The 26667-nt window shown below is 60.1% G+C and carries 23 protein-coding genes and 1 other RNA gene; 6 read left to right on the forward strand and 18 right to left on the reverse strand.

Annotation, left to right across the window (positions count from 1 at the left end; all coding sequences use genetic code 11):
* Positions 1 to 6: 6 nt before the first annotated feature.
* The 17 genes from murB to HB780_RS18010 all read right to left on the reverse strand — a co-directional run bounded on the left by murB (position 7) and on the right by HB780_RS18010 (position 18636).
* Entirely contained in the window at positions 7 to 981 is a 975-nt protein-coding gene (murB, locus tag HB780_RS17930) for a UDP-N-acetylmuramate dehydrogenase (RefSeq protein ID WP_183694449.1), read from the reverse strand.
* Positions 978 to 2393 carry a UDP-N-acetylmuramate--L-alanine ligase gene (gene murC, locus HB780_RS17935; RefSeq protein WP_183694452.1) on the reverse strand — a complete coding sequence of 472 codons (1416 nt, stop codon included), beginning with the start codon at positions 2391 to 2393 and terminating at the stop codon, positions 978 to 980. Before murC ends, murB begins: the two co-directional genes overlap by 4 nt.
* Positions 2390 to 3514 carry an undecaprenyldiphospho-muramoylpentapeptide beta-N-acetylglucosaminyltransferase gene (murG, locus tag HB780_RS17940; protein WP_183694454.1) on the reverse strand — a complete coding sequence of 375 codons (1125 nt, stop codon included), beginning with the start codon at positions 3512 to 3514 and terminating at the stop codon, positions 2390 to 2392. The genes murC and murG overlap by 4 nt, the downstream gene beginning before the upstream one ends.
* A 178-nt stretch (positions 3515 to 3692) precedes the next feature.
* On the reverse strand, positions 3693 to 4847 hold the full coding sequence (gene ftsW / locus HB780_RS17945; protein WP_183694457.1) for a putative lipid II flippase FtsW: 1155 nt from the start codon (positions 4845 to 4847) through the stop codon (positions 3693 to 3695).
* Position 4848: 1 nt separating this feature from the next.
* Positions 4849 to 6261: a UDP-N-acetylmuramoyl-L-alanine--D-glutamate ligase gene (murD, locus tag HB780_RS17950; RefSeq protein ID WP_183694459.1), complete on the reverse strand. Its 1413-nt coding sequence runs from the start codon at positions 6259 to 6261 to the stop codon at positions 4849 to 4851.
* A 7-nt stretch (positions 6262 to 6268) separates the two neighbouring features.
* Positions 6269 to 7390 carry a phospho-N-acetylmuramoyl-pentapeptide-transferase gene (gene mraY / locus HB780_RS17955; RefSeq protein ID WP_183694462.1) on the reverse strand — a complete coding sequence of 374 codons (1122 nt, stop codon included), beginning with the start codon at positions 7388 to 7390 and terminating at the stop codon, positions 6269 to 6271.
* A gap of 11 nt (positions 7391 to 7401) precedes the next feature.
* The gene (locus HB780_RS17960) at positions 7402 to 8862 is read right to left on the reverse strand and encodes a UDP-N-acetylmuramoylalanyl-D-glutamyl-2,6-diaminopimelate--D-alanyl-D-alanine ligase (RefSeq protein WP_183694465.1); all 1461 of its coding nucleotides are present in this window, start codon (positions 8860 to 8862) and stop codon (positions 7402 to 7404) included.
* Entirely contained in the window at positions 8859 to 10322 is a 1464-nt protein-coding gene (locus tag HB780_RS17965) for a UDP-N-acetylmuramoyl-L-alanyl-D-glutamate--2,6-diaminopimelate ligase (RefSeq protein ID WP_183694469.1), read from the reverse strand. Before HB780_RS17965 ends, HB780_RS17960 begins: the two co-directional genes overlap by 4 nt.
* 65 nt (positions 10323 to 10387) lie before the next feature.
* The gene (locus tag HB780_RS17970) at positions 10388 to 12139 is read right to left on the reverse strand and encodes a peptidoglycan D,D-transpeptidase FtsI family protein (RefSeq protein ID WP_183694472.1); all 1752 of its coding nucleotides are present in this window, start codon (positions 12137 to 12139) and stop codon (positions 10388 to 10390) included.
* On the reverse strand, positions 12139 to 12690 hold the full coding sequence (gene ftsL / locus HB780_RS17975; RefSeq protein WP_183694475.1) for a cell division protein FtsL: 552 nt from the start codon (positions 12688 to 12690) through the stop codon (positions 12139 to 12141). Before ftsL ends, HB780_RS17970 begins: the two co-directional genes overlap by 1 nt.
* A gap of 1 nt (position 12691) precedes the next feature.
* On the reverse strand, positions 12692 to 13717 hold the full coding sequence (rsmH, locus tag HB780_RS17980) for a 16S rRNA (cytosine(1402)-N(4))-methyltransferase RsmH (protein ID WP_183694479.1): 1026 nt from the start codon (positions 13715 to 13717) through the stop codon (positions 12692 to 12694).
* 14 nt (positions 13718 to 13731) lie between these two features.
* On the reverse strand, positions 13732 to 14172 hold the full coding sequence (gene mraZ, locus HB780_RS17985; protein ID WP_286203131.1) for a division/cell wall cluster transcriptional repressor MraZ: 441 nt from the start codon (positions 14170 to 14172) through the stop codon (positions 13732 to 13734).
* Positions 14173 to 14601: 429 nt separating this feature from the next.
* Positions 14602 to 15001: RNase P RNA component class A (rnpB, locus tag HB780_RS17990), an RNA gene on the reverse strand.
* Positions 15002 to 15068: 67 nt separating this feature from the next.
* Positions 15069 to 16262, reverse strand: coding sequence for an NAD(P)/FAD-dependent oxidoreductase (locus HB780_RS17995; protein WP_183694486.1), 1194 nt, complete (start codon positions 16260 to 16262; stop codon positions 15069 to 15071).
* 82 nt (positions 16263 to 16344) lie between these two features.
* The gene (locus HB780_RS18000; RefSeq protein ID WP_183694489.1) at positions 16345 to 16902 is read right to left on the reverse strand and encodes a lytic transglycosylase domain-containing protein; all 558 of its coding nucleotides are present in this window, start codon (positions 16900 to 16902) and stop codon (positions 16345 to 16347) included.
* 265 nt (positions 16903 to 17167) lie between these two features.
* On the reverse strand, positions 17168 to 17929 hold the full coding sequence (locus HB780_RS18005; RefSeq protein ID WP_183694491.1) for an N-acetylmuramoyl-L-alanine amidase: 762 nt from the start codon (positions 17927 to 17929) through the stop codon (positions 17168 to 17170).
* On the reverse strand, positions 17926 to 18636 hold the full coding sequence (locus HB780_RS18010) for a J domain-containing protein (RefSeq protein ID WP_183697235.1): 711 nt from the start codon (positions 18634 to 18636) through the stop codon (positions 17926 to 17928). The genes HB780_RS18005 and HB780_RS18010 overlap by 4 nt, the downstream gene beginning before the upstream one ends.
* Positions 18637 to 18922: 286 nt before the next feature.
* Between HB780_RS18010 and HB780_RS18015 the strand changes: the two genes are divergently transcribed.
* The 3 genes from HB780_RS18015 to HB780_RS18025 all read left to right on the forward strand — a co-directional run bounded on the left by HB780_RS18015 (position 18923) and on the right by HB780_RS18025 (position 22098).
* Positions 18923 to 20134, forward strand: a complete 1212-nt coding sequence (locus HB780_RS18015) for a pyrophosphate--fructose-6-phosphate 1-phosphotransferase (RefSeq protein ID WP_183694494.1) — start codon at positions 18923 to 18925, stop codon at positions 20132 to 20134.
* Between the two features lie 59 nt (positions 20135 to 20193).
* A complete protein-coding gene (locus HB780_RS18020; RefSeq protein ID WP_183694496.1) occupies positions 20194 to 20829 on the forward strand; it encodes a LysE family translocator in 636 nt (211 codons plus the stop codon).
* Between the two features lie 114 nt (positions 20830 to 20943).
* Positions 20944 to 22098, forward strand: coding sequence for a transglycosylase SLT domain-containing protein (locus tag HB780_RS18025; RefSeq protein WP_183694499.1), 1155 nt, complete (start codon positions 20944 to 20946; stop codon positions 22096 to 22098).
* A gap of 34 nt (positions 22099 to 22132) precedes the next feature.
* On the opposite strand, the gene HB780_RS18030 is transcribed toward HB780_RS18025, so the two are convergent.
* Positions 22133 to 23521: a serine hydrolase domain-containing protein gene (locus HB780_RS18030; protein WP_183694502.1), complete on the reverse strand. Its 1389-nt coding sequence runs from the start codon at positions 23519 to 23521 to the stop codon at positions 22133 to 22135.
* Between the two features lie 188 nt (positions 23522 to 23709).
* Here HB780_RS18030 and HB780_RS18035 point away from each other — a divergent pair, with 188 nt between their 5' ends.
* The 3 genes from HB780_RS18035 (at position 23710) to HB780_RS18045 (ending at position 26638) form a co-directional block, all read left to right on the forward strand.
* Positions 23710 to 24957, forward strand: coding sequence for a BtaA family protein (locus HB780_RS18035; protein WP_183694505.1), 1248 nt, complete (start codon positions 23710 to 23712; stop codon positions 24955 to 24957).
* Positions 24954 to 25628, forward strand: a complete 675-nt coding sequence (locus HB780_RS18040) for a class I SAM-dependent methyltransferase (protein WP_435693911.1) — start codon at positions 24954 to 24956, stop codon at positions 25626 to 25628. The genes HB780_RS18035 and HB780_RS18040 overlap by 4 nt, the downstream gene beginning before the upstream one ends.
* Positions 25629 to 25846: 218 nt before the next feature.
* Positions 25847 to 26638: a glycoside hydrolase family 25 protein gene (locus tag HB780_RS18045; protein ID WP_183694508.1), complete on the forward strand. Its 792-nt coding sequence runs from the start codon at positions 25847 to 25849 to the stop codon at positions 26636 to 26638.
* The last annotated feature ends 29 nt before the right edge of the window (positions 26639 to 26667 follow it).

Raw genomic sequence — 26667 nt, forward strand, 5'->3', positions numbered from 1 at the left:
GTTGCTCTACTCCGTCGTGACGCCCTGGAACGGGCGAACTTCGCGACCGGGCATGAAGCCGCCGAGACGCTTGATTTCCCATTCCAGCTTTACACCGGACTTTTCGAAGACTTCGCGGCGAACCTGCTCGCCGAGATATTCGAGATCGTAGCCGGTCGCCTGTTCCATGTTGATCATAAAATTGCAGTGCAGCGACGACATCTGCGCCCCGCCGATAACAAGACCGCGGCAACCCGCTTCGTCGATCAACTTCCAGGCGGACAGATCGTCGGGATTCTTGAAGGTCGAACCACCGGTCTTCTCGCGGATCGGCTGCACGGTCTCGCGATGCGCACGCACGGCATCCATCTCGGCCCGGATCTTGGTACGATCCTCGGGATAGCCCTCGAAAAGAACATGCGTGAAGATCAGATCATCCGCTGCCGCCGAGTGACGATAGGTATAACCCATCTCTTCATTGGTCAGCACATGCTTCACGCCCTTGCGGTCAACCGCATGCACCTCGATCACACGATCGCGCGTCTCGGCACCGTTGGCGCCGGCATTCATGCGCGCAGCGCCACCGATGCCGCCGGGAATGCCATAGTAGAAGTGAAAGCCGCCGATGCCGTTATCCATGGCCATGGCAGCCACATGCTTGTCCGGGCAGATGGCGCCGGCCAGGATGCGGTTCTCGCCGACAAGCTCGACCGAACCGAAGCCCTTGGCCGAAAGCCGCAGGACGACGCCGGGAATACCGCCGTCACGCACCAGAATGTTCGAACCGACACCCACCACCGTCAACGGCACTTCGTCCGGCAGCACCTTCAGAAAATCGATCAGATCGTCCGTATCATGCGGCTGGAACATCAGTTCCGCCAACCCGCCGGCGCGAAACCATGTAACGCGATCCATCGGCGCATCCGGCGTCAGCCGACCCCTGATATCCTTTACACTGTCGCCGAGCGACGCCAGAAGCTTTTCCCCGTTTACCTGTTTCATGCGGACTTACCCGAGAGGCCTTCCAATTCCTTTGGCAATGATGCTGCCCAATATGTGATGCTACCAGCCCCCAAGAGAACCACAAAATCACCCGGTTGCGCAATCTCTGCAATCAGAGGGGCTAGATCCTCTTGAGACAAGAGATAGCGCGCATCGCGATGACCGCCAGCCTTGATGCGAGATACCAACTCCTGCGAATCCACGCCCTCGATCGGCTCTTCGCCAGCGGCATAGACCGGTGCGAGAAAGATACTGTCTGCATCGTTGAAGCAGGCGGCGAATTCTTCGAACAGGCTCGACAGGCGCGTGTAGCGATGCGGCTGATGAACGGCGATGACACGGCCATTGCACGCCTCGCGCGCCGCCTTCAGGACGGCCTTGATCTCGACCGGATGATGGCCGTAGTCGTCGAAGACCTTAACCCCATTCCATTCACCGGTCAGCGTGAAGCGCCGCTTGACGCCGCCGAAAGAGGCAAGCCCCTTGGCGATGGCCTCGTTTGAGATGCCAAGGCGGTTGGCGACGGCTATCGCTGCCGTGGCATTGGAAATATTATGGCGACCGGGCATCGGTATGACGAGATCCTTGATCTGGATCACCTTGCCCGTGCGGCGCCTGCGGATTTCGATATCGAACAGCGAGCGCGTGCCGTCGATGCGGACATTCGAGAAGCGCACATCGGCCTGCGGGTTCTCACCATAGGTGATGATCTTGCGATCCTCGATGCGACCGACCAGCGACTGTACTTCGGGATGGTCGATGCACATCACGCCGAAGCCGTAGAACGGCACATTCTCGACAAACTGCCGGAAGGCGGCGCGCACGGCATCGAAATTGCCGTAGTGATCGAGATGTTCCGGGTCGATATTGGTAACGACGGCCACATCGGCGGGCAGCTTCAGGAAGGTGCCGTCCGATTCGTCGGCCTCGACCACCATCCACTCGCCCTCGCCCATGCGCGCGTTGGTACCATAGGCGTTGATGATGCCGCCGTTGATGACAGTCGGGTCAAGCCCGCCGGCTTCGAGCAGCGTCGCCACCAGCGAGGTGGTGGTGGTCTTGCCATGCGTGCCGCCGATGGCGATGGCATTGCGGAAACGCATCAGCTCGGCCAGCATTTCGGCGCGACGCACCACCGGCAGCAATTTTTCGCGCGCTGCAGCAAGTTCCGGATTGCTCTTCTTGATGGCGGTGGAAACGACCACGACCTCGGCATCGCCGAGATTTTCCGCCTTGTGGCCGATATGGACCGGGATCCCCTTGTCGCGCAGCCGCTGGACGTTGGCGCTCTCCGACTGGTCGGACCCCTGCACGCGATGACCGAGATTATGCAGCACCTCGGCGATGCCACTCATCCCGATCCCGCCGATACCGATAAAATGCACAAGGCCAATGGCCTTCGGCAGCTTCATACGCCTGCCCCCTTGAAGTCTTGAATTGAACGTTTTGCGGCAATAGCCTCTACCATATCGGCAAGCAAGCTTGCTGCATCCGGCTTGCCGGCCTGCCTGGCTGCGGCCGCCATCTTCGCGAGCTTCTCCGGCATCGTCATCGCACCGCGAAGGATGGTCGAAAGCTTCTCCGGTGTGAGCTCGGCTTGCGGAATGACCTTAACGCCGCCAGTGGCCGCCAGGGCCGCCGCATTGGCAGCCTGATCATGATCGAGAGCATAAGGATAGGGCACGAGGATTGCCGGACGGCCGATGACCGCCAGCTCCGACACCGTCGATGCGCCGGAGCGGCAGAGAACCAGGTGAGCCGCGCCGATGCGCTCTGCCATGTCGCTGAAGAACGGCGCGATATCCGCGCCCATTTCCAGTTTCCTGGTGCAGCTATTGACCGTTTCCATGTCCTCGGGGCGCACCTGCTGCGTTATGCGAAGGCGTTTGCGCAGCGGCTCTTCCAGCAGGCTGATTGCCGTCGGCACCGCCTTGGAAAAATACTGCGCGCCCTGGCTACCGCCGAAAACGACCAGATTGAAAGGATCGTCCGGGACGGATGGCACATAGGGCTGTTTGGCGGCCTCGATGACCGCCGGACGCACGGGATTGCCCGTCGTCACCGTCTTCTCGGGAAAAGCCCCGCCGTTCTCCGGCAGGAAGCCGCCGGCGATCGCCTGCACGCGCGCGGCAAGCGCCTTGTTGGCGCGGCCCATCACGGCATTCTGTTCGTGGATCATCGCCGGCACGCCCATGCGGGTGGCGGCAAGCAGCGGCGGCACAGTCGGATAACCGCCAAAGCCGACGACGCAGAGCGGCTTGATGGTGCGGATCAGCTTGCGCGCAGCGCGGATGCCGGTCCACAGCGTCCACAACGAGCGGGCGACCTTAACAGGGTTCTTCGAGCCAATCGTTGCCGATGGCACGACATGAATCTCGTCGGCCGGAAACTTGCCGGCATAGCGTTCGGCGCGACTATCGGTGACGAGGTGCACGGAATATCCGCGCTCCTTCAACTTGTGAGCCAGCGCCTCGGCCGGAAATACGTGGCCGCCGGTTCCACCGGCGGCAAGCAGAATAATGCCTTTACTCATAATCTTCGCTCCCGCGAATACCCCTCTACGCGGGGCATCTCCCTCATATAGGAAGTCGCCACGGCTGCGTCATCGAAGTGCGTCATGCTTCCTTCATAAACCGCCCTCTTCGCAAATGCGAACGGAGAATGGTCGAAAACCAGGGGACGGGAGCAAGGAATAGACAGGTCCAACTCGATCACTCCGCCGGCAATCCATGTGTCACACGGAACTGGGTGCGGTCCTGAGCCCGCTTTTCCGGCCGGTGGCGCGTCAGGGCCAGGATGAAGCCCGCCGTCACGCAAATGGCGGTCATCGACGAACCACCATATGAGATGAGCGGCAGGGTCATGCCCTTGGCCGGGAGCAGTTGCAGGTTCACGCCGACATTGATGATCGACTGGATACCGATCTGCAGCACCAGGCCGGCAACTGCAAAGCGGTTGAAGTCGTTCTTTTCCTTGTAGGCATGTGACAGCCCGCGCAAAACCAGGAAGGCGAAGATGCAGACCAGAGCCATGCAGAAGACGGCGCCGAACTCTTCGGCAGCCACGGAGAAGATGAAGTCGGTATGGGCGTCCGGAATGATGCGCTTGACGATACCTTCGCCCGGACCGACCCCGAACCAATTGCCATGAATGATGGCTTCCTTGGCAGTATCGACCTGGAACGTATCGCCTTCGCCAGTCAGGAACTTGTCGACGCGAAGCGCCACATGCGGAAAGACGTAATAGGCCGTCACGAACCCGCCGGCGCCGAGACCGCCGAGCACCGAAATCCACAGCCAGGGCATGCCTGCCATGAAGAACATGCCGCCCCAGACGGCCGAAGTGAGGATCGTCTGGCCAAGGTCCGGCTGGGCAACGAGGAGTGCGGCGACGATACCGAAAAGGATGATGGCAAAGAGATTACCCGGAATCTCCGGCTGGCGTGCGTGCTCGGCAAACAGCCAGGCGCAGACGACGACGAAGGCCGGCTTCATGAATTCCGACGGCTGGACGGAGAGCGAGGCGATATTGACCCAGCGTCGCGACCCCTTGACCTCAATGCCGAAAAACAAGGCGAACAGCATCATCGCCAGCGAGACGATCAGCAGAATGACCGCCGTTCGCCGTACCTGCCGCGGCGTCATGAAGGAGATGCCGATCATCGCCGAAATCGCGGGAACCAGGAACAGGGCATGGCGCTTGACGAAATGGAAGGGTTCGAGCCCGATGCGCTCCGCAACCGCGGGCGAGGCCGCGAAGGAAAGCATGAAGCCGATACCGATCAGCAGAACGAATAATGCCAGGAACACACGGTCGATGGTCCAGAACCATTCGGCCAAGGCCCCACGTTCAACGCGGCTTACCATATCATTTGCCTCCTGTTGCTGAACCAACCAGCATGGTGACACCCTCAATCGCAGCCACATGGCTGACGAAGGCGTCACCCCTGACTTCGAAATTCTTATACTGGTCGAAGCTTGCGCAGGCCGGTGACAACATCACCGCCGCCGCGTCATGCTCGTCCTTGTCCGCATCATCAGCCGCATGGGCGACCGCGCGCTCCAGCGTGCCGGAAATCTCGTATGGCACCTGTTCGCCGAGCGTCGCCGCAAAGGCGGGCGCAGCTTCACCGATCAGATAGGCCTTGGCGATACGCGGAAAGAGCGAAGCCAGCGTCGTGATGCCACCCTCTTTCGGCAAGCCGCCGGCGATCCAGTAGATGCGATCGTAACTGGACAGCGCAGGAGCGGCCGCATCCGCATTGGTTGCCTTGGAATCATTGACGAAGACAACGCGACCGCGACGACCGACCGGCTGCATGCGATGTTTGAGGCCGGGAAAGGATTGGAGCCCGGCACGTATATCGTCGGCGGAAACACCGACCGCCAAGCAGGCAGCGATCGCAGCCGCGGCGTTCTGCGCATTATGGCTGCCGCGCAGCGTCTGGATCCCGTCGAGATCGGCAATCTCCGCTATCGCGCAGGCCGAAGCCTCGATAATGCGACTGCCTTCGGCAAAGAACCCGTCCGCCAACACATGCCGCCGCGAAATGCGAGTGACCTTGGCGCCCGCCCGCTCGATGCGCTCGGCGATCAGCGAGGAATAGCTGTCGTCAACACCAACAATGGCGACGCCGCTGCCCGCGACGAGCCGTTCCTTGATGTCGGCGTAGTGTTGCATCGTGCCGTGCCGATCGAGATGATCGGGGGTCAGATTGAGCAGGATGCCGGCAGAAGGGTTGAGCGTCGGGGCAAGATCAATCTGATAGGAGGAGCATTCGACAACGTAGTAACGCTCCGCCTTCGGCGGATCCAACGTCAGGATGGCCGTTCCGATATTGCCGCCAAGCTGCGTGTCGCGACCGCTCGATTGCAGGATATGGGCGACCAAGGCCGTCGTGGTGGATTTGCCGTTCGTGCCGGTAATGGCGATGAACGGGCAATCCGGCGCATGCGCCCGCCGCTCGCGGACAAACAGCTCGACATCGCCGATAACCTCGACACCGGCGGCGCGGGCGAGATCGACCGTCCAATGCGGCTTCGGATGGGTCAGCGGCACGCCCGGCGACAATACGAAGACCGACAGCGCGTTCCAGTCGATGCTTCTAAGATCGGCGACCGGGATACCCTCGGCCGAAGCCTTTGCCACGCTATCGGGATTGTCGTCCCAGGCAGTCACCTCGGCGCCGCCGGCGACAAGCGCCCGCGCCGTGGCAAAGCCTGAGCCGCCGAGGCCGAACAATGCGACCTTTTTTCCCTTGAGCGTGGTGACTGGGATCATCGTCGCCTCACCGGAGCTTCAGGGTGGAAAGGCCGACCATCGCCAGGATGACCGCGACAATCCAGAAACGAACAACCACCTGGCTTTCCGTCCACCCCTTCTTTTCGAAGTGATGGTGGATCGGCGCCATCAGGAAGACGCGCCGCCTGGTCATTTTGAAGAAGCCGACCTGGATGATGACCGAAAGTGCCTCCAACACGAAGAGACCGCCGATGATCGCCATGACGATCTCATGCTTAGTGGCAACCGCCACCGTACCGATCAGGCCACCGAGCGCCAGCGAACCGGTGTCGCCCATGAAGATGGCCGCCGGTGGAGCGTTGAACCAAAGAAATCCGAGGCCGGCGCCGATGACTGCGCCAAGCACCACGGCCAATTCGCCGGTGCCGGGCACAAAGTTGATCGCCAGATAGTCGGCGAAGACGAAGTTGCCGGCGAGATAGGAGATGACGCCGAAGGACGCCGCGGCGATCATGACGGGCACAATGGCAAGCCCGTCAAGGCCGTCGGTCAGGTTCACGGCGTTGCCCGCCGAAACAATGACGAAAGCCCCAAACAACACGAAGAACATGCCGAGATTGAGCATGAAACTCTTGAAGAACGGGAAGGCAACGGACGAACCGAAGGTCGAGCCGGCGGGACCGGAGGACAGCGCCGTGTTCATCATGAAGTAGACGGCGATCGCGGCGATGATAAATTCGAGGCCGAGGCGGGCGCGGCCGGAGAAACCCTTGTCGCTCTGCTTCGTTACCTTGAGATAATCGTCATAAAAACCGATAGCCCCGAAGCCCAGGGTGACGAGCAGCGTCGCAACCACGTAAACATTGGCAAGATCGGCCCACAACAACGACGACACCACGATGCCGGCCAGGATCATCAGGCCGCCCATGGTCGGCGTACCGGCCTTCTTGAAGTGGGTCTGCGGACCGTCGGCGCGAATCGGCTGTCCCCGGCCCTGACGCACACGCAGGGAAGCGATGATTCGCGGTCCGAAGAGGAATACGATCAACGCCGAGGTGAACAAGGCGCCGCCTGTGCGGAACGTGATGTATCTGAACAGATTGAGAAATCTGAAGTGGGTACTGAAAAAATGAATATGGTCCGACAGTTCGGCAAGCCAGATTAGCATAAGAGCCCTTTCTAAAGCCCCTGATGGGAGTGGGGCTCCGTGTCGGAGAATGCTGGAAACTTGTCAAGCAAAGCCGTCACGATCTTCCCGAAACCTGTCCCCAGCGACGATTTCACCATCAAGACGTCGCCAGGGGCGACGGAATTGAGTACGAATTCCGAGAGTTCTTCCGTGTTCTCGCGGTATTCGACATAAACACTTTCCGGCAGCGCATCCCTTAGCGCCACCATCTCCGGACCCGCCAGCCAGACATGCTCGATGCCGGCCGCAAGCAGCGGCCCGGCAAGGTTGGCATGCACCCGCTGGACATAATCCCCCATTTCCAGCATGTCGCCGAGGATAGCGATCCGCCTGCCCGCCCTGCTCCCGACATTCGCATCCGGCAAAGATGTCGCCAGCAGCGCGATAGCCGCGCGCATGGAAGCGGGATTGGCGTTGTAACTTTCGTCGATCAGCGTGAAATAGCCGTTGCCGACCGCCCGCTTGTGGCGCTGTCCCCTGCCCTTTTCGGCCTGCAGGCCCGCCAGCGCATCGATCGCCTTGTCGAGATCGGCATCGACCAGCATCACAGCCCCGAGAACGGCCAGCGCGTTTTCCGCAATATGCCGTCCGGGTGCGCCGATCGCCACTTCCATAGTCTCGCCGCCAATCGTCAGCCACAGCGTTGAGTTCTCTTCCGAGGCGTTGAATTCCGCCAGCCGCACATCCGCCTTGGCATGCTGCCCGAAGCTATGCACATGCTCGACACCGGCCGCCAATGCGGCACGCTCCAGGAATTCGAACTGGTCGTTGTCGCGGTTGAGAATGACATGACCGCCCGGCGCGACGCCGTCAAAAATCTCCGCCTTGGCGGCGGCTATTTCCGTGATGCTCTTGAAATTGCCGAGGTGAGCCGGTGCGATCGTGGTGATGATCGCCACATTCGGCTGCACCATCTTGGCAAGCGGCCGGATCTCTTCGGCATGATTCATGCCGACTTCGAAGACACCGAAATCCGTATCCTCAGGCATGCGCGCCAAGGTGAGTGGCACGCCCCAATGATTGTTGAAGGAAGCGACGGAAGCATGCACCTTGCCCGACGGCGAGAGTGTCCGACGCAGCATCTCCTTTGTGGTCGTCTTGCCGACCGATCCCGTGACGGCGATGATTTTCGCCTGTGTGCGCTGGCGAGCGGCAACACCCAATCTTCCGAGCGCCGCCAGGACGTCATCGACAACGATCTTCGGCACGGTTAGCCGCCCCATGGCCGGCAGCCGCGCCTCGCTGATGATGATCATTGCCGCACCATTGGCCATCGCCAGATTGGCGTAGTCGTGACCATCCACACGATCGCCCTTGATGGCAAAGAAAGCTTCGCCGGGCTTGATCGAGCGGCTATCGATGGAAATCCCCGTAATGCCTTCAGGCATCGCCCCGAAGGAGCGGCCCACAATGGCGGCGATCATGTCTTCAGTTGTCCATAGCCAGCTCAAGACTTTACCTCTTCCAATGCTTTGCGCAGTTCAGCATGATCGGAGAAGGGCAGCGTAACGCTACCGATCGTCTGACCTTCCTCGTGCCCCTTGCCCGCGACAATCAACGTGTCGCCGGATTTCAACATGCCGACAGCTTCGCGGATCGCCTCGGCGCGATCGGCGATCTCGGTGGCACAGGATGCCGCCGCCATGATCTCGGCGCGAATGGCCGCCGGCTCTTCAGAGCGCGGATTGTCATCGGTAACGATGACCACGTCAGCCAGACGGCAGGCAATTTCTCCCATGATCGGCCGTTTGCCGCGATCACGATCACCGCCGCAGCCGAAGACGACGATGATGCGGCCGGTGGTGAACGGCCGTACGGAATTCAGCACATTTTCCAGGGCATCCGGCTTATGGGCGTAGTCGACATAGGCCAGCGCGCCGTCATGCGTATGACCGACAAGCTCCAATCGGCCTGCAGCACCTACGAGTTTCTCGAGCGCCGCCATCGCGACCGGCGCGGCAACGCCGGTTGATATGGCAAGACCTGCTGCGACGAGTGCGTTGGCAACCTGGAAGTCGCCGGCGAGCGGAATGTGAATCTCGAAAATATCGTCGCCGAAATGCACTTCGGCAATCTGCTTATGACGGAAATGCTCGACGCGCTTCAGCGCCAAAAATTCGCCCTTGCGGCCGACAGTCCGTATCTCCTGCCCGGCGTCACGCGCAGCGGCAATCGCCTGTTCCGACCATGGATCATCGGCAAAGATGACCGCCGGCGAGCCCTTGGGCAGCAGATCGCGGAACAGCCGCATCTTGGCGGCCATATAATCCTCGACCGTCGGGTGATAATCCATGTGGTCGCGGCCAAGATTGGTGAAGGCGGCGGCAGCCAGCCTGACGCCGTCGAGGCGGAATTGGTCGAGACCGTGGCTTGAAGCTTCCATCGCCGCATGGGTGACGCCTTCGTCGGCAAGTTCGACAAGCAACTGGTGCAGCGACACCGGGTCGGGCGTCGTCAGCGAGCCGTAGTCGTTGCGTGTCGGCGATACGACGCCGGTCGTGCCGATCATCGCGGCCGGATGACCTGCATATGCCCAGATCTGCCTGGTGAAGGAAGCGACCGAGGTCTTGCCGGCGGTGCCGGTTACGGCAACCATCGTTTCGGGCTGCTTGTTATAAAAGCGTGAAGCGGCAACGGCGAGAAAACGGCGCGGCTCGGCAACGGTCAAAAGCGGCGCACCGGTTGCGGCTGCGCCATGGCCGGCGATAACGACAGATGCGCCACGGGAAACGGCGTCGGCAATGAAACTTGCGCCGTCAGCCTTCGTGCCGGCAACAGCGACAAACGCCATGCCCGGTGTAACCTTGCGACTGTCGGCGGAAAGGCCAGTTATCTCGAGATCGCCAAGTGTCCCGCCGACCTGTCCGTTGAGTTCCGGAAACGTATTTCCGGCAATGTCCCGCAAGTTCATCGAATATACTTTTCGTTTTTGATCGCTCCGCCCTCTCGCGAATCGACCCGTGTATTCTTTCACGCTTAATAAGACACCAGCAAGGCCGAGTTATCTTTTCCAAAGCTGGGCTGGATTCCAAGGATCGGCGCGGCCCTGGCGATGATATCGCGAGCGATCGGCGCCGCTGTATAGGCCGAGATCGTGCCGCCATGCTCACCGGTCTTCGGCTCGTCGCAGAAGGTCATGATGATGTATTGCGGATTGTCGATCGGGAACGCCGCCAGGAAGGTGTTGAAGTTCAGCGTATTCGAATAGCGGCCATGGACGACCTTGTCGGCCGTGCCGGTCTTGCTGCCGACATCATAGCCCGGAACACGGGCAGCGCGGCCGGAACCCTTCGAGCCGTTGAAGTCGAGCAGGAAGCGCACATTGTCGCTGGTGCTTTTCTTGATGACGGTTTTCGCGATCTCGTCAGCATCGGAGCGGTTGCGCGGCAGGAAGGTCGGGTCGATGAGCTTGCCGCCGTTGACAAGGGCGGCACCGGCGACGGCCGTCTGCAGCGGGGTAGTGGAAACGCCGTGTCCGAAGGAAATGGTGATCGAGTTGATCTTCTTCCACACGCGCGGCTGGCTCGGCATCTTCACTTCCGGCAACTCGGTGTGCATCTTGCTGAGCAGCCCTATGCGCGTCAGAAACTCCTTGTGACCTTCGATGCCGACGAGATCGGCGATCTTCGCCGTGCCGATGTTCGAGGAGTACTGGAAAATTTCCGGAACGGTCAGCACGCGACGCTGGCCATGGAAATCCTTGATGGTGAAACCACCGATACGGATTGGATTGGTGGCATCGAAGGCGTCACGCATCGTGACCTTGCCGGAATCGAACGCCATCGCCATGGTGAAGGTCTTGAAGGTCGACCCCATTTCGAACGTGCCGTTCGTCATGCGGTTGAGCCAGCCTTCCGAAGCGCTCTCGTTCGGATAATTGGGATCGAAATCAGGGGCGGACGCCATCGCGACCACTTCGCCCGTATGAACGTCAAGCACCACCGCCCCGGCGCCCTTGGCCTGGAAATTGTTGACGGCGTTGACGACGGCGTCATGGACGATGTCCTGCACGCGCAGATCGATCGAAAGCTTGACCGGCTGCAGCGGCTGAGTGTTGGTCATGCCGGCAGCTGCGAGATCGGCAAGCCCCTGATCGTCGATGTATTTCTCCATCCCGGCAACGCCGCGATTGTCGATATTGACGTAGCCGAGAATGTGGGAAGCGGTTGAGCCGCCCGGATAGAAGCGGCGCTTCTCCGGACGAAAGCCAATGCCGGGAATCCCGAGTGCCAGGATCTGGCTCTGCTGCTTCGGCGTCAGCTGACGGCGAAGCCAGGCAAAATGCGAGGTCTTGGCGGCAAGCTTCTTGTAGGTGCCCTTGGTATCGAGATCTGGCAGAACGGTGCGCAACTCCTCGACCGCCTCGTCGGGATCGATGATCTTGTTTGGTTCGGCAAACAGCGAAACGGTGCGGATATCAGTCGCAAGCAGTGCACCGTTACGGTCGACGATGTCAGGGCGTGACGCCATCAGCCGGTCCGGCGGCAGGATGCTCGACGTCGTATCCGGCGCCGTCATGGCAAACTGGGCAAGACGTCCGCCGATGACGCAGTAAACAACGGCAAAGCTTGCAACCAGCAGAACAACGCGGCTCTTGGCCTGATTGGACTTGCGCTTACGGACGCCTTCGAAGGTCGAATTTCCGAAGCCGCCACTCGGGCGATTGTTGCCGTCGGTGGAGAAATGCGCCTTGCTTTTCAAGACCATGATGCGCGAAAGAAAAGACATCACTCGTTCACCGATCCCGTTGCGATATTGTCGACATCCTGCTTCTTGCGCTTTGCCAGCGACGGCTGCTTTGTAGCTTGGCGCGGCGCGGGAGCGGAGGCGACGTCAGCGATCGCCTTCCTGATCGCCGCATCCGTCGTATCGCTATTCTTCGCAGCCGCGGCAGCAGTCACCTTGCCGCCGCTCGTCTTGGCGCCACCGGCCTTGGCATTCCCTGACGTCGTATCATCCTTGGCATCAGCGACTATTTCAGGCGGAAGCTGCGTGCGCAGCATCGGCAATTCGCTCGGCTGCACGATCGCGGTCGAGAGCGTCGGCTGCAGCTTGAGTTCGCTATTGTAGTTGTTGACCAGCCGTTCCAGGCGGTTAGGCTGAACGACCAGCGCCCAGTCCGCCTTCAGAAGCTCGATCGTGTCCTTCTCCAGCTTGATCTCGGATTCAAGGCGGTGAACCTCCTCGAGCTTCAGCTCGGCACGATGCTTGATCGTGTAGGTGACACTGGCCGTTGCCGTCATGACGCCAATCAGAACGATGTCAAAAGTCCTCAGCATATCAACCTCCAAGCTTTCCGAGACTGGCGAGATTGGGCAGATCGAAGATGGATAGATCGGCGGCTTCAGCCGGTACGCTTGTGCGAAGACCAGCGCGCAGCTTGGCCGAACGCGACCGCGGATTGACCTCCGCCTCCGCATCACTAGCCGAAATCATCGGCTTGCCGATCGGATCGAATGTTGCCAGCCGCTCATGCACCACGGGCATATGGCGAGAACCGCCTGCGCGGCCGGAACGATCGGCGAAGAACTTCTTGACGATGCGATCCTCCAGCGAATGGAAGGTGACGACCACCAGACGCCCGCCCGGCTTCAGCGCGCGCTCGGCGGCAAACAGCGCCTGCGCGAGCTCACCCAACTCGTCATTGACGAAGATACGCAGCGCCTGGAAGACGCGGGTTGCCGGATGGATCTTGTCCTTGGCCTTCCGCGGCGTAACGATTTCGATAAGGCCGGCAAGATCGCGGGTCGTGACGAAGGGCGCTTCCGCCCGGCGCTTTTCGATCGCATGGGCGATCCGCGGAGCCTGCTTCTCCTCGCCGAGAAAGACGAAGATGCGGATGAGATCGGCAAGCTTGGCGTGATTGACAACATCGGCCGCCGACACGCCGCTCGCCGACATACGCATGTCGAGCGGGCCGTTCTTGTTGAACGAGAAACCGCGCTCGGCCTCGTCGAGCTGCATGGAGGAAACGCCGATATCGAGCACAATACCGTCGAGCCCACCCTGAGGAGCGTGATCGGCGAGCTGCGAAAACTGCGTTTGGATGAGCGTGAGATGGCCCGCATGCGCTGCGACCACGGCCTGCCCTGCGGAGATTGCCGAGGGATCGCGATCGAGCGCAATCACGTCGGCGCCGGCCGACAGGATGGCCGATGTGTACCCGCCAGCACCGAACGTGCCATCGAGAATAACTTTACCGACCGCTGGCGCCAGCGCATCGAGCACTTCAGCAAGAAGAACCGGGATGTGGCGAACCGGTCCGCCATCGGCATCAGTCAAACCTCCGCCTGAATTCGCCACCATTCCGCTTCCCCGTTCTATTCTGAGCGCCGCCCCACCAGCTTGCGCTCCTCTCGTGCGTGCGCCTGCAAGGCCTGAAAGGCCTCCGGCTGCCACAGTTGAAAATGGTCCGCCCGACCGACAAAGGTCACCTCGTTGGTGATACCGGTGAAGTCGCGGATAAAATCCGTGACCATCAACCGCCCTTCCGCATCGAGCCTCATAAAGACCCCGCCCCCGTGAATGAGGAGCGACATCTGGTTCGCCGCCGGCGAAAATGGATCGTCCGCCGCAATCTGCCGCTCGAAGCGGTCGAGCAGATCGAGACCACCGACGCTGATCGCCGGGAACACAAAATCCTGGAAACAATACAGCTCCTGGATATCGCGCTCCGCCAGCACGGACCGAAACGCCGCCGGCACCGATACACGGCCCTTGGTATCGATCCTGTTTGTCGCATTCGACAGGAAGCGGTTCATGACGCGAAACACCCGTTCCCCATGACCCACGGGCAACTACTCGCCCACAGACACAGCCAAAATCGGACACAGCTTCGCAAGCCGAAAGAACGAACACTCTTCCGACGCCTCCTTGACGGGAGGGATCATGGCTTTGCGATGAATGGGCACTGATTTGCCCTTGTGCAATGTGCTTTTGGGATACCATGGGACCATATGGGCGTCAATGGGATGAAGCCACAGAGACGTGGCCACAGCTTAAATATTCATAACCCGTTAAGTTTAACGAAAGGTTATGATCACCCTGAGCGGATGCTCCAAAACAGTTTGTTTTCACAGGCGAAAACGCCTTCTCCGGACATGGCGAAGAGGCTGGGAACCAAGGCTTTCGATCGCCTGAAAAATGTTTCGCGAGCCCGGATGACGATGCATCAGCGTCGCGAAGGATGATTTGCCAGTTGGCCTGTAAGCCGGGTTCTGTATGGCTCCGACCGAGGCCGGAACGTGGCAGCCATTCATCTGGGACGACGCTTACGCGCCGCCTCATGCAACCCACCCGGATGACCGGCCCGGAAACGGGCTGGAACGCTTTCGCGCTCCGCGTCATCCCTATTCGGTTTTGCTCCCGGTGGGGTTTACCGTGCCGTCGCTGTTTCCAGAGACGCGGTGGGCTCTTACCCCACCCTTTCACCCTTACCCGATCCGAGGATCGGGCGGTTTGCTTTCTGTGGCACTTTCCCTGAGGTCGCCCTCGCCGGACGTTATCCGGCACCGTGTTTCCGTGGAGCCCGGACTTTCCTCCCCCTACCGCCTTTCGGCATTGGTAAAGCGCGGCTGCCCAGCCAACTGGCAGGGGCTCATTAGCCGAGACCGCCAGCAATTGCCACCGAAATATGTGGCTTTATCCCAGCTTCGACCTAGGCGTCGAAATGTGCTGAGAAATCCGTGTGGTAGCCGTCGTCCTTGATTCGACCTTCGAGCAGCAACTCGGCACCGAGCCTGCCGATCTCATCCGAACTCTTGGCCGCTGCGCCGCAGCCGCCGGTCAAAACCGCCACGCGCGGCGAAGACGTGTAACCGATCATGGGATAGCCGGTGGGCGAGTAGGAAACGGCGCAGGAATTGGTCAGTGAGGACGGCCGGGTCACACCGGGAACCAGTTCGTGGAAAATCCGCGCCAGGTGATCGCGCGCCTTGTCGCGGCCGGCTGTGCGGAACCATGCGCGCAACTCCGGCTCGCTATCGAACTGGAGGTCGTCCGGATCGCCGCCGATCTTCATGTAATATTTGCCGTCAGGATAGTGGATCGGCGGCAGCATATAGATGCTGTCGATATCGTCGAGCGTCTTGGATATCAGCGACGGCATCGCCGACATCGCCTCGGCTTCGTCCTTGCTGACCTCGAAGAAAGTCACCGTGCGCCCATAAACCTTCATCTCAACAGGTCGCGGCAACAGATTCTCCGCAATGGAGAAACCGCCAGCGGCAAGCAGGATTTTCTCGGCACGAAACGTCTCGCCTTCCGCCGTGGTGACCGCGGCCAGACCGCTTTCGTCGCGGATCGAGACAGCGGTCTGCTTGATGACCTTCGCTCCCGCTTTCTCCGCCAGCAGCGACTGCGCTTTCACCAGCCGTCTCGGACTGATATGGCCCGCGCCCTGTGGCTCGTAGACGCCTTCGTTTTTCGCCGCGAAGGAGAAGAACGGAAACTTCGCCTTCAGCCCGACATCGTCCAAAAGCTCCGTCTGGACGCCCAGTCGAGTGGCCGCATCGATGACATCGCCAACATAGGCATCGGCGCCACCCCGCTTCGGTCCGACAACGAGGCAACCGACCGGCGAGTAGAACTGGATGCCGCTATCACGCTCGATCTCGGCATAGCGGGCGATCGAGCGATTGGCGAGCCGCGCCCAGTCAGCGTCGGGGTCGATGGTGCGGGTGATGCGGCCCTCGTCGTAGTGACTGCCGAACACACCCTGATGGGTGGCTCGGTCTTCAGGCTCATCCGGGCCGATGACGGCGATACCGTCAGTTTGCCTGGCCAGATGGCGGGCGGCAGCCGCCCCCATCATTCCCCGACCGACGACGATGAACCTGAAATCCGCTGCCATGTTACGTCCCTCGCAAATGAACGCGTGTTCGATAACATGGAAAGCGATTCCGCCCTACCCGCGATCCCACTGGAAAGCGAGCTTAATCGAGCAGTGCCAGCACCTTGCCGCAATATCTTTTGGAGATCGGATTCATGCGGGTCGCGCCGTGGCCGGCATTGTACTTGAGGATGGTGTTGCAGGTCTGCCCACCGCCAAGATCCTGCGCCATGGCAAGGTATTTCATGCCGAACTTGATGTTCGTCTCGGGGTCGTAGAGACCCTTGGTGGTGCCAGCATAACCCATCAGCCGTGCCGTCGCCGGCTTGATCTGCATCAGGCCGATCTCGCCGGCGCTGCCGCGCGTTCTTGGATTGAAATTGCTTTCGATCTGAACGACAGCGGTCGCCAGTTCGACCGGCACGCCATTTTGCTTGGCGTATTTGGTAATCAGAGCCGAATAGGCTTTTCTTCCGGTGAAGGAGTTTTCCACGTCACGTAATTCGGCGGGGACACCCGACATCGGGTAGTTGGCCATGCGCTTGGTGATCCGCAGGGAAACGGTCTCGGTTTTTTCGCCACGCGGGCCAGCAAAGGCAGAATCGTACCCTGTCAGCAGCACGCTCACGCACGCTGCCGCCGCAACAATCAAATTTTTCATGTAGTCTTTTGTCTCCGGGCGTGGGATCGCGGATGGCATTCACCATCAGTCCGGCGGGAGGCAAAAAGAGCCGCCGGAGGGCACGGTCCCCGTTATTTGTTTACGGCCGTGCGACACACAAACTAAACTTGCACGGCCGCCGTTCAGCAAGCGCCGTTAGACCAGTGCAATGCGGAGATAATAGGGAAATGATGTGGCAGTGCAGCACCTTAGGCATTTCCAGCACGAAGGCGGGCCTGCAACCGCAGACAAAGGACTGCTAGAGTCAGGAAAAGCGAGGCAGGCCGGAGAGCAGGCGGTGCAGCGTGTCGATGGTCGAAAAATCGGCAATCCCGTCCACCCGTTCCGGACGGAAATGGCGCTGGAACGCCTCGACATCGCCCTCCAGCTTGGTGGAGAATTCACCTGTGGTTTCAGTTCCATAACCATAGAGCGAGAGCATTGACTGCAACGCCTCGATCGGTTGACCGACATCGCCTTTCTGGAAGAACCGTCCGCCGGTGATCGGTGCCGGCTCGACCCAATGGCCGACACCCGCCGCAGCCAGTCGCGCCCAGGGGAATTTTTCGCCCGGATCGACCTTGCGAACAGGGGCAACATCCGAGTGTCCAAGCACCCGCTCAGGCGCGATTGCCCAGCGTTTGCCGCAATCACGACATAGTTCGATGACCGCTTCGACCTGCGCGTCAGGGAAATCCGGCAGCCCGCCGGGATGGCCAGCATTGGCGATCTCGATGCCGATCGATAGCGAATTGATGTCCGCTTCGCCTTGCCACAAGCTCTTGCCGGCATGCCAGGCACGACGCTCTTCCGGCACGAGTTGGATCACCTGGCCGTCCTCGTGGACGAAATAGTGGCTCGACACCTGGCTCTCACTGCGACAGAGCCAGTCAAGAGCGCCTCCGGCAGTGCCCATGCCGGTGTAGTGCAGAAGGATCATATCCGGCTTGCGCCCGTCTTTCCGCTCACTATGGTTCGGCGACGGCTGCACGCTGGCTCCCGCAAAATCTGCCGGAAAGGACGTCATGCGGCGCGGCGTTCTTTCTCGATTTCCTCGTATGCGGCATTCAGAGCCGCCATGCGTTCATTGGCGATGACGTGGAACTCCTCCGGCACGCCACGCGAAACGAGACGGTCGGGATGGTTCTCGTACACCAGTCCATGATAGCGGCGGCGAATGGTCGTGAAATCATCCTGGGGCGAAACCCCCAGCACCTTGTAGGGATCGCGGCCATTGGCGCTGACATGGCGCGCCATGATCTGCTCGAAGCGCTGCTCGCTCATATGGAAAATCTGCGCGACGTGCTGAAGGAAGGCCATTTCCTTCTCGTGAATCAAGCCGTCGGCCTTGGCGATATGGAAAAGGCCGTCGAGCACCTCTTCCAAGACCGGGCAATTGGCAGCGCAGGTGACGCAAAGCGACGACAGCCGCTCGGCATAGGCCTCATAACCAGCAACGTCCTGACGCGCCAGATTATAAAGGCGAGCAACGTTCTTCGCCTGATCGTCCGGAAACTCGAAAATCTCGCGGAAGGCATTGACCTCTTTTTCGGTCACCACGCCGTCTGCCTTCGCCATCTTGGCGGAAAGCGCTATTATGGAGACCGAAAAAGCCACCTTGCGGCGGGTTTCCGGGTCACCTTCAAACAGCGTGCGGATAGCTTCAACCACAGCCGACAGGGCATTGCCAGCGGTGCCGCCAACAGCATTCAGCAACTTTTCCCAAAACGACATCACGGTCTTAATCATCCTTCCTGATAGGAAACACGTTGATCAAATAATGGTTGCAATTGCAAGCTGTCCATTGGTCGCAAGGCCGAAAACACTTTTCACAATTCGGTAATGATACCGTGTTCGATACCGTCATTTTCAAACTCGTGCGACCGGGAATAATCCCCATGGAGATAACCGACAAACCGCGATTTTCTTAAATTCTTTACTTTACACCCATGCCCGCCTGTCGCATCCATTCCGACGGCACTCACCGAAATGATGCAGTACGGCTGCAAGGAGGATCCCCATGGCCAAACAGAAAGTCGCAATGCTCACCGCAGGCGGATTGGCGCCCTGTCTCTCTTCCGCTGTCGGCGGCCTGATCCAGCGCTATACCGACGTAGCGCCCGATCTCGATCTCATCGCCTATCGCTCCGGATATCAGGGCGTTCTGCTCGGCGATCGCATCGAAATCACCCCCCGCATGCGCGAGGATGCGTACTTGCTGCACCGCTACGGCGGCTCGCCGATCGGCAACAGCCGCGTCAAGCTCACCAACGCCGCCGACTGCGTCAAGCGCGGTCTGGTCAAGGAAGGTGAAAATCCGCTGCGCGTCGCCGCGGAACGTCTCGCTTCCGATGGCGTCACCATCCTGCATACGATCGGTGGCGATGACACCAACACGACAGCGGCCGATCTCGCCGCCTATCTCGGCGCCAATGGCTACGACCTCACCGTGGTCGGCCTGCCGAAGACGGTCGACAACGATGTCGTGCCGATCCGCCAGTCTCTCGGCGCCTGGACGGCGGCCGAAGTCGGGGCGCATTTCTTCGACAATGTCAGCAACGAACAGACGGCCGCTCCGCGCACTCTCGTCATCCATGAAGTTATGGGCCGTAGCTGCGGCTGGCTGACGGCTGCAACTGCCCGTGCCTATATCCAGAAGACCAGCGCCAACGAATATGTTGAAGGCTTCATGACCAATGCCGAGATGAAGAGCATCGACGGCCTCTATCTCCCGGAGATGGCCTTCGACATCGAGGCCGAGGCCGACCGTCTCAAATCGCTGATGGAAAAGACCGGTCATGTGACGCTGTTCGTCTCGGAAGGTGCGGCACTCGACGCCATCGTCGCCGAGCGCGAGGCCGCCGGTGAAACGATCAAGCGCGACGCCTTCGGCCATGTGAAGATCGACACCATCAATGTCGGCAGCTGGTTCCAAAAGCAATTCGCGGCCCTCCTCGGCGCCGAACGCTCCATGGTGCAGAAGTCAGGCTATTTCGCTCGCTCCGCGCCCGCCAACGGCGAAGATCTGCGCCTGATCCAGGGCATGGTCGACCTCGCAGTCGAAAGCGCCCAGAACAAGGTATCCGGCGTCACCGGCCATGACGAAGGCCAGGGCGGCAAGCTGCGCACCATCGAATTCCCGCGCATCAAGGGTGGCAAACCCTTCGATCTGTCCTTGCCGTGGTTTGCTGGGGTCATGGACCATATCGGCCAGAAATACACGCAATCCTAATTGACGGATTGCAAATCCAATGTCTTTGCTGGCGGCGAAAAGGAATAGAGGAGGATTCCATGACGATTGAAACCTGGCTCGCTTTCGCCGCCGCATCCTGCATCATGCTGGCTATTCCCGGCCCGACCATTCTCCTCGTGATCTCATATGCGCTGGGCCATGGTCGCAAGACGGCGCTGGCAACCGTGACCGGCGTAACGCTTGGCGACTTCACCGCGATGACGGCTTCACTTGCCGGCCTTGGCACGCTGCTCGCCACTTCTGCGACACTGTTTACTGTCCTGAAGCTGGTCGGCGCGGCCTACCTCATGTTTCTTGGAATCAAGCTCTGGCGTGCGCCGATCGTCACTGGTCCGATGGGTGACAACGACAATCTTCCAGAGGAAAAACCGCTGAAGATTATGCTACACGCCTATGTTGTAACGGCCTTGAACCCGAAAAGCATCATCTTCTTCATCGCCTTCGTGCCGCAGTTTCTCGACATGTCGAAACCATTCCTCCAGCAAACCTTTATTCTGGAAGCCACTTTCCTGACCTTGGCGGCTTTGAATTCGTTGGTTTACGTCTTCGTTGCTGACATGGCGCGCGGCTTTATTCGCAAGGCAAGCGTGCAACGCGCCGTCAATCGCACGGGCGGAACCCTGTTGATCGCAGCCGGCGCAGTCACCGCCGGATACCGTCGAATGGCCGCGTGAGGTCGTCCAGGGTTGCGATGGGATCATTCATAGGTTAATGGGAATTCATAAATATGCTGATCCTGTGACGAATTTGCATCGCAGGACACGGGGTGGTTTTTCGAAAGTGACAGAATGGTAGCGATTGGATTTTCCAGCCTGAAGCGCAGCGTTGCCTTTTCGGCGATGATGTGCGGCGCTCTTGCGGGGTGTGCAAGCACTCAGCAGCAGACGTCCCAGGCCGGTCTCCCGTCGGCACAAACCAACGTGCCGCATCCGAATACAGCCTCGACGACTGTCGCCGCGCCCGTTGGCGGCGTTGCCTTGGCGGCCGCCGCTCCTGCGACCGGCGTGCAAGGTCAACCCCAGCAGCAGGCAGTCCTGACGAAGTCCGACCGCGTTCAAGCCGGTTCGGTTGGCCAGGGCCAGATCCAGGCAGCTCAGGACCGCATGGGCACTCCGGGCGCAAATGCTCTCAACGCCGCGAACCAGGGCACGGTAGCCATCGCTGCCGCTACTGGTGCACCGACCGCGAACACGTCACCAGCGGCCGCCTATGCCGCCTCCGACGAACCGCCGGTCCCCTCCGTCGTCGCCATCCCGATGCCAAACCCGGCACGTCCCGGCGATAACGCGCTGCTTCCGGTCTCGAGTTCGGCCTCCGCTGCTCAAGCGACCATTCCTATGACGTCGGACGTCGCGGCAATCCGCTCAGTAGCAGTGCCAACACCACGCCCCGATGAAGATGCACCGGTGATGGCACCTGCCGAGGTCGCCTATGCCGCTCCCCAGCAGATCGGCGCCTTGCGTTATGCCGACAACCGCATGCGCTACGACTTCAACTTCGACACCAGCGGTCCCACTGTCGTTTCAGCCGTATTGACCACTCCGAATTACGAATCCAACGTGCCGCCAGCGGAAAAGAGCTACGTTACGAAGCTCATCCAGAAATACGCCAAGATTTACGAAATACCTGAATCGCTGATCCATCGCGTCGTTCATCGCGAGAGCCGTTACGATCCGAAAGCCTATAACAAGGCCGGTTATTTCGGCCTGATGCAGATCAAGTACAACACCGCCAAGTCGATGGGTTATGAAGGCCCGGCGTCGGGTCTGCTCGATGCCGAGACCAACATCAAATACGCGGCAAAATACCTACGCGGCGCTTGGATGGTTGCCGACAACAAGGCCACCAATAAAGAGGCCAGTGCCGTTCAGCTCTACGCACGTGGTTACTATTATGACGCCAAGCGCAAGGGCCTGACGGACGTCGCCAACGGCAATTACTGATCCTAGCTTTAGATTTGCAAACGCCGGCCCGACCTCAAGTCTTGGCCGGCGTTGTCACATCCAGGATTTTCTTCAGCAGAATTTGCGGCTTGTAATTCAGCCAGCTCGGCGTCAGCCCCATGCGCACCAGCACAAGATTGGCGGATGGGACGATGGCGACACTTTGACCATCATGCCCGAGCATCCAGAACGTATCCGCCGGCAGGCCGAACTGTGCGTTGGAACCGCCCGGCCCAGCAAGCCAGGCCTGAACCTGCGAATAGACGCCTTCCGATGCCTTGGTCGGCGTGCGCATCGCACCGACAAAACCTTCCGGCAAAAGGCGCTGGCCCTTCCAGACACCGTCCTGCAACAGGAATTGCCCGAAGCGCGCCCAGTCGCGGGCCGTTGCATAGAGATAGGAACTGCCAATAAAGGTGCCGCGCTCGTCCGCCTCCAGCACGGCGCTCGACATGCCGAGCGGCGCAAACAGCGCATCGCGCGGATAGGCGATCGCAGCGCTTTCATTCGGGAGCCTGTTCATCCAGAGCCTTGAGAGCAGCGTCGCCGTGCCGCTCGAATAGCTGAAACGCTCGCCAGCCGGAGCCTGCTGCGGCGCGTTTGCGGCAATCCCGGTCGAGTCCGGATCGAGATAGAGCATGCGCGTCACGTCCGATACCGCGCCATAGCTCTCGTTGAAGACGAGACCACTTTCCATGGCGAGGAGATCGCTGAGCTTGATGCTTTTACGGGCGTCGCCGCTCCATTGCGGCAAAAGGTTCTCGTCGTCAAAGGACATGCGGCCGGTCAGCATCAGCCGGCCGATGATCGCGGCGTTGACCGTCTTCGTCATCGACCAGCCGATCAACGGTGTGCCTTTGCCGAACCCTTCGCCATAGGCCTCCGCCACAACGCGACCATCCTTGATCACGACGACGGCGCGCATGGATGGGCCGGCAAGATCCGTATTGGTCAAGAGCTTCGACAGCGTCGCATTCGTCTCATCCTGATCGCTCGCGACCTTGTCGCCATCCGGCCAGGGAGAATCGCGCTTCGGCACCTTCACCTTGTTCAGAAAGACCGCACTGCGCGCTGCCTGTAGGTCGCCATCCGACACCGTCGTGCAGCCGAGAGCGCCACGATAGAGCGCATAATTCGGCGCAAACATCCCAAGGATACGGGCGGTCACCACCCCCTCCTCCCGATCGACCGAAACCCGGACGAGCTTCAGCGCCGGATTGCCCGGCGCCTGCACATCGTCAGCCAGCACCTGCTCCGGATCGCGCTTGGCGACAAAAACATTCGAGCAGACGATCTTGGCGGCATAGCCGTCACCGACTCTCAGCAATTCAGGCGGCGAAACGGAAAGCCAGACGACGCCACCGGCGACAATGATCAACAATAAAAGAACAAGAGCCGTAATCGCTCTCGATATCAAACGCATGCCATACACCTCCAAAGGTATGCGGACACAATCAGGAAACGGTGCAATATGAAAGACCTTCATCATTACAGTTTCGCAAATATCCGCATGACCGCCGCGCGGCCGAACCTACCAACAGCCCACGTCATCAGACTGTAGCATTGCCGGGTTACACGCCCTGAACCTGACAAATTGGTGACAAGACTCAGATGACGGAATTCGCCCCGGAAGCCGGTCTCCACAAGAATCGGAAACTCAAGGACGCTCTGCTGCAACATAAGGCCCTGTCCAAGGCCGGCTTTTCCGAGCGTCTGTTCGGTATGCTGTTCTCCGGCCTTGTCTACCCGCAGATCTGGGAAGACCCGGATATCGACATGGAAGCGATGGAGCTTCAGCCCCATCATCGAATCGTCACCATCGGCTCCGGCGGCTGCAACATGCTTGCCTATCTCTCGCAGAGCCCTGCTTCGATCGACGTGGTCGACCTCAATCGCCACCATATCGCGCTGAACAAGCTCAAGCTGGCCGCCTTCCGGCTGCTGCCCGGTCATGCCGATCTGGTGCGATTCTTCGCCACGCCCGGCGTAGACACGAACAGCCAAGCCTACGAAGAGTTCATAGCACCGCGGCTCGATCCGGCAACCGCCGCCTATTGGGATGGCCGCGACATGTACGGTCGCCGCCGCGTTACGGTGTTCAACCGTAACATCTACAAGACGGGCCTACTTGGCCGCTTCATCGGCGCGGCGCATATATTGGCCCGCCTGCACGGCGTCCGTCTCGCCCCCTTGACCGAAGCACGTACATTGCGCGAACAGCGGCAGTTTTTCGACAACGAGATCGCACCGATCTTCGACAGGCCGATGGTGCGCTGGCTGCTCGGCCGCAAGAGCTCCCTTTTCGGACTTGGCATTCCGCCGCAGCAATATGACGAGCTCGCAAGCCTTGCCGGTGACGATTCCATAGCCGGAGTGTTGAAGCATCGCCTGGAAAAGCTGGCATGCCACTTCCCGATGCAGGATAATTATTTTGCCTGGCAGGCCTTCGCGCGTCGCTATGCCGCCCAGCACCAGGGACCGCTGCCAACCTACCTGAAGCCCGAGCACTATGCCGCCATCCGCGCCAACGCTGACCGTGTCAGCGTGCATCACGCCAACTTCACCGAGCTGCTCGCCTCCAAGCCCGCCGCCTCGCGCGACCGCTACATCCTGCTCGACGCACAAGACTGGATGACCGACGAGCAGCTCAACGAACTCTGGGCGGAAATCACCCGCACGGCCCGCGAAGGCGCCCGCGTCATTTTCCGCACTGCGGCTGAAAAGAGCATCATCGAGGGCCGACTTTCGACCGCGATCCGCGATCAATGGGTCTATCACGAAGAGCGCTCGCAGGCGCTTAACCTTCGCGACCGCTCGGCGATCTATGGCGGCTTCCATATTTACGGGAAAAAAGCGTGAGCCAGGCGGATACAGGCCTCGAGGCGAATTCGAAGAACCATGCCGGGCTGATGGACGGCATGTACCGCTACCAGCGGCATGTCTACGACCTGACCCGCAAATACTACCTCTTCGGCCGCGACCGTACGATCGCCCATCTCAACGTGCCCTTCGGCGGCTCGCTGCTCGAAGTCGGCTGCGGCACCGGCCGCAACATGTTACTGGCGCATCGCCGCTTCCCGTCGGCCAAGCTCTACGGCCTCGACATTTCCCAGGAAATGCTGATCTCGGCCCGCAATAATTTTCGCGGCATGAAGCAGATACCGGACTTCCGCGTCGCCGATGCCACCGACTTCTCGCCCACTGATTTCGGTGTCGGCGGTTTTGACCGCGTCATGGTCTCCTACGCCCTGTCGATGATCCCCGACTGGAAGAGCGCGATCGATGCTTCGCTCGATGCTGTCGCGCCCGGCGGCGAGTTGCATATTGTCGATTTCGGTCAGCAGGAGCGCCTGCCCGGCTGGTTCCGCACCATGCTGAAGGGCTGGCTGAAGAAGTTCCACGTCACCCCGCGCGCCGACCTGCGTACGGTGCTGGAAGAACGGGTTAAGGCCTGCGGCGCGAAGCTGATCTTCGAAGAGATTGGGCGGGGGTACGCCTGGAGAGCCGTTATCATCAAGCCGGCCACCTAGCCAAAGAGGCAAATTCGGCGCGAAATCCACCTATTCAGTGCTCCAAGTATAAGAATTTACTTGAAGATAACGGATTTTTTACGTTGATATGGTGAGTAAAGTGGTAAGGCCGGGCTGCAATCAGCTTGGCTGTTGCCTCTTTTGGATCTTCGGGGACCACACATCACGGAAGCCAAGCCTTGGGGCAGCAAGATCACTCGCGTCATAACGGGATATCCATGCGCAGGCTTCTGTTGTGCTTACTGCCGCTCGCCCTTCTCCTGAATAGCTGCACGACGGGCTATGATGCCCTCGAGACGGCGTCCCTTCCTAAGACCCGCTTCAAGGATACCAAGCCGCAGGATTTCGGCCGCGATCACCCCGAGCGCCATCCCATCCACGGTATTGATGTTTCCAAATGGCAGGGCGATATCGACTGGCAGACGGTCAAGGGCTCCGGCGTCGCCTTCGTGTTCATCAAGGCCACCGAAGGCAAGGACAGGATCGATCCTCGCTTCAGCGAATATTGGCAGGAAGCCAGCACGGCCGGCATCCTGCACGCACCCTATCATTTCTATTATTTCTGCTCGACGGCAGATGAGCAGGCCGATTGGTTCATCCGCAACGTGCCGAAGGATGCCATGGCGCTTCCGCCTGTTATTGACGTCGAATGGAATCCTGGTTCACCGACCTGCCGTACCAGACCGGCCCCGGAGACGGTTCGGACGGAAATGAAGCGTTTCATGGATCGCCTGCAAGCCTATTACGGCAAGCGCCCGATCATCTACACCTCAGTCGATTTCCATCGCGAGAATCTTGCGGGTTACTTCAAGGACTATCACTTCTGGGTTCGCTCGGTCGCCAAGCATCCGACAGCGACCTATACCGACCGTTCCTGGGCTTTCTGGCAGTACACCTCAACCGGCGTCATCCCCGGCATCAAGGGGCCGACGGACATCAATGTTTTCGCCGGTTCCGAGCAGAATTGGCACAATTGGTTGGCTGCAGTAGAGAAGCAGGGAAATTCTTGAGTCTGCTCTAACTTCTCTCTTGCTTCCGT

Origin of the sequence: Rhizobium lusitanum (genome assembly GCF_014189535.1) — a bacterium.
GTDB classification, from domain to species: domain Bacteria; phylum Pseudomonadota; class Alphaproteobacteria; order Rhizobiales; family Rhizobiaceae; genus Rhizobium; species Rhizobium lusitanum_C.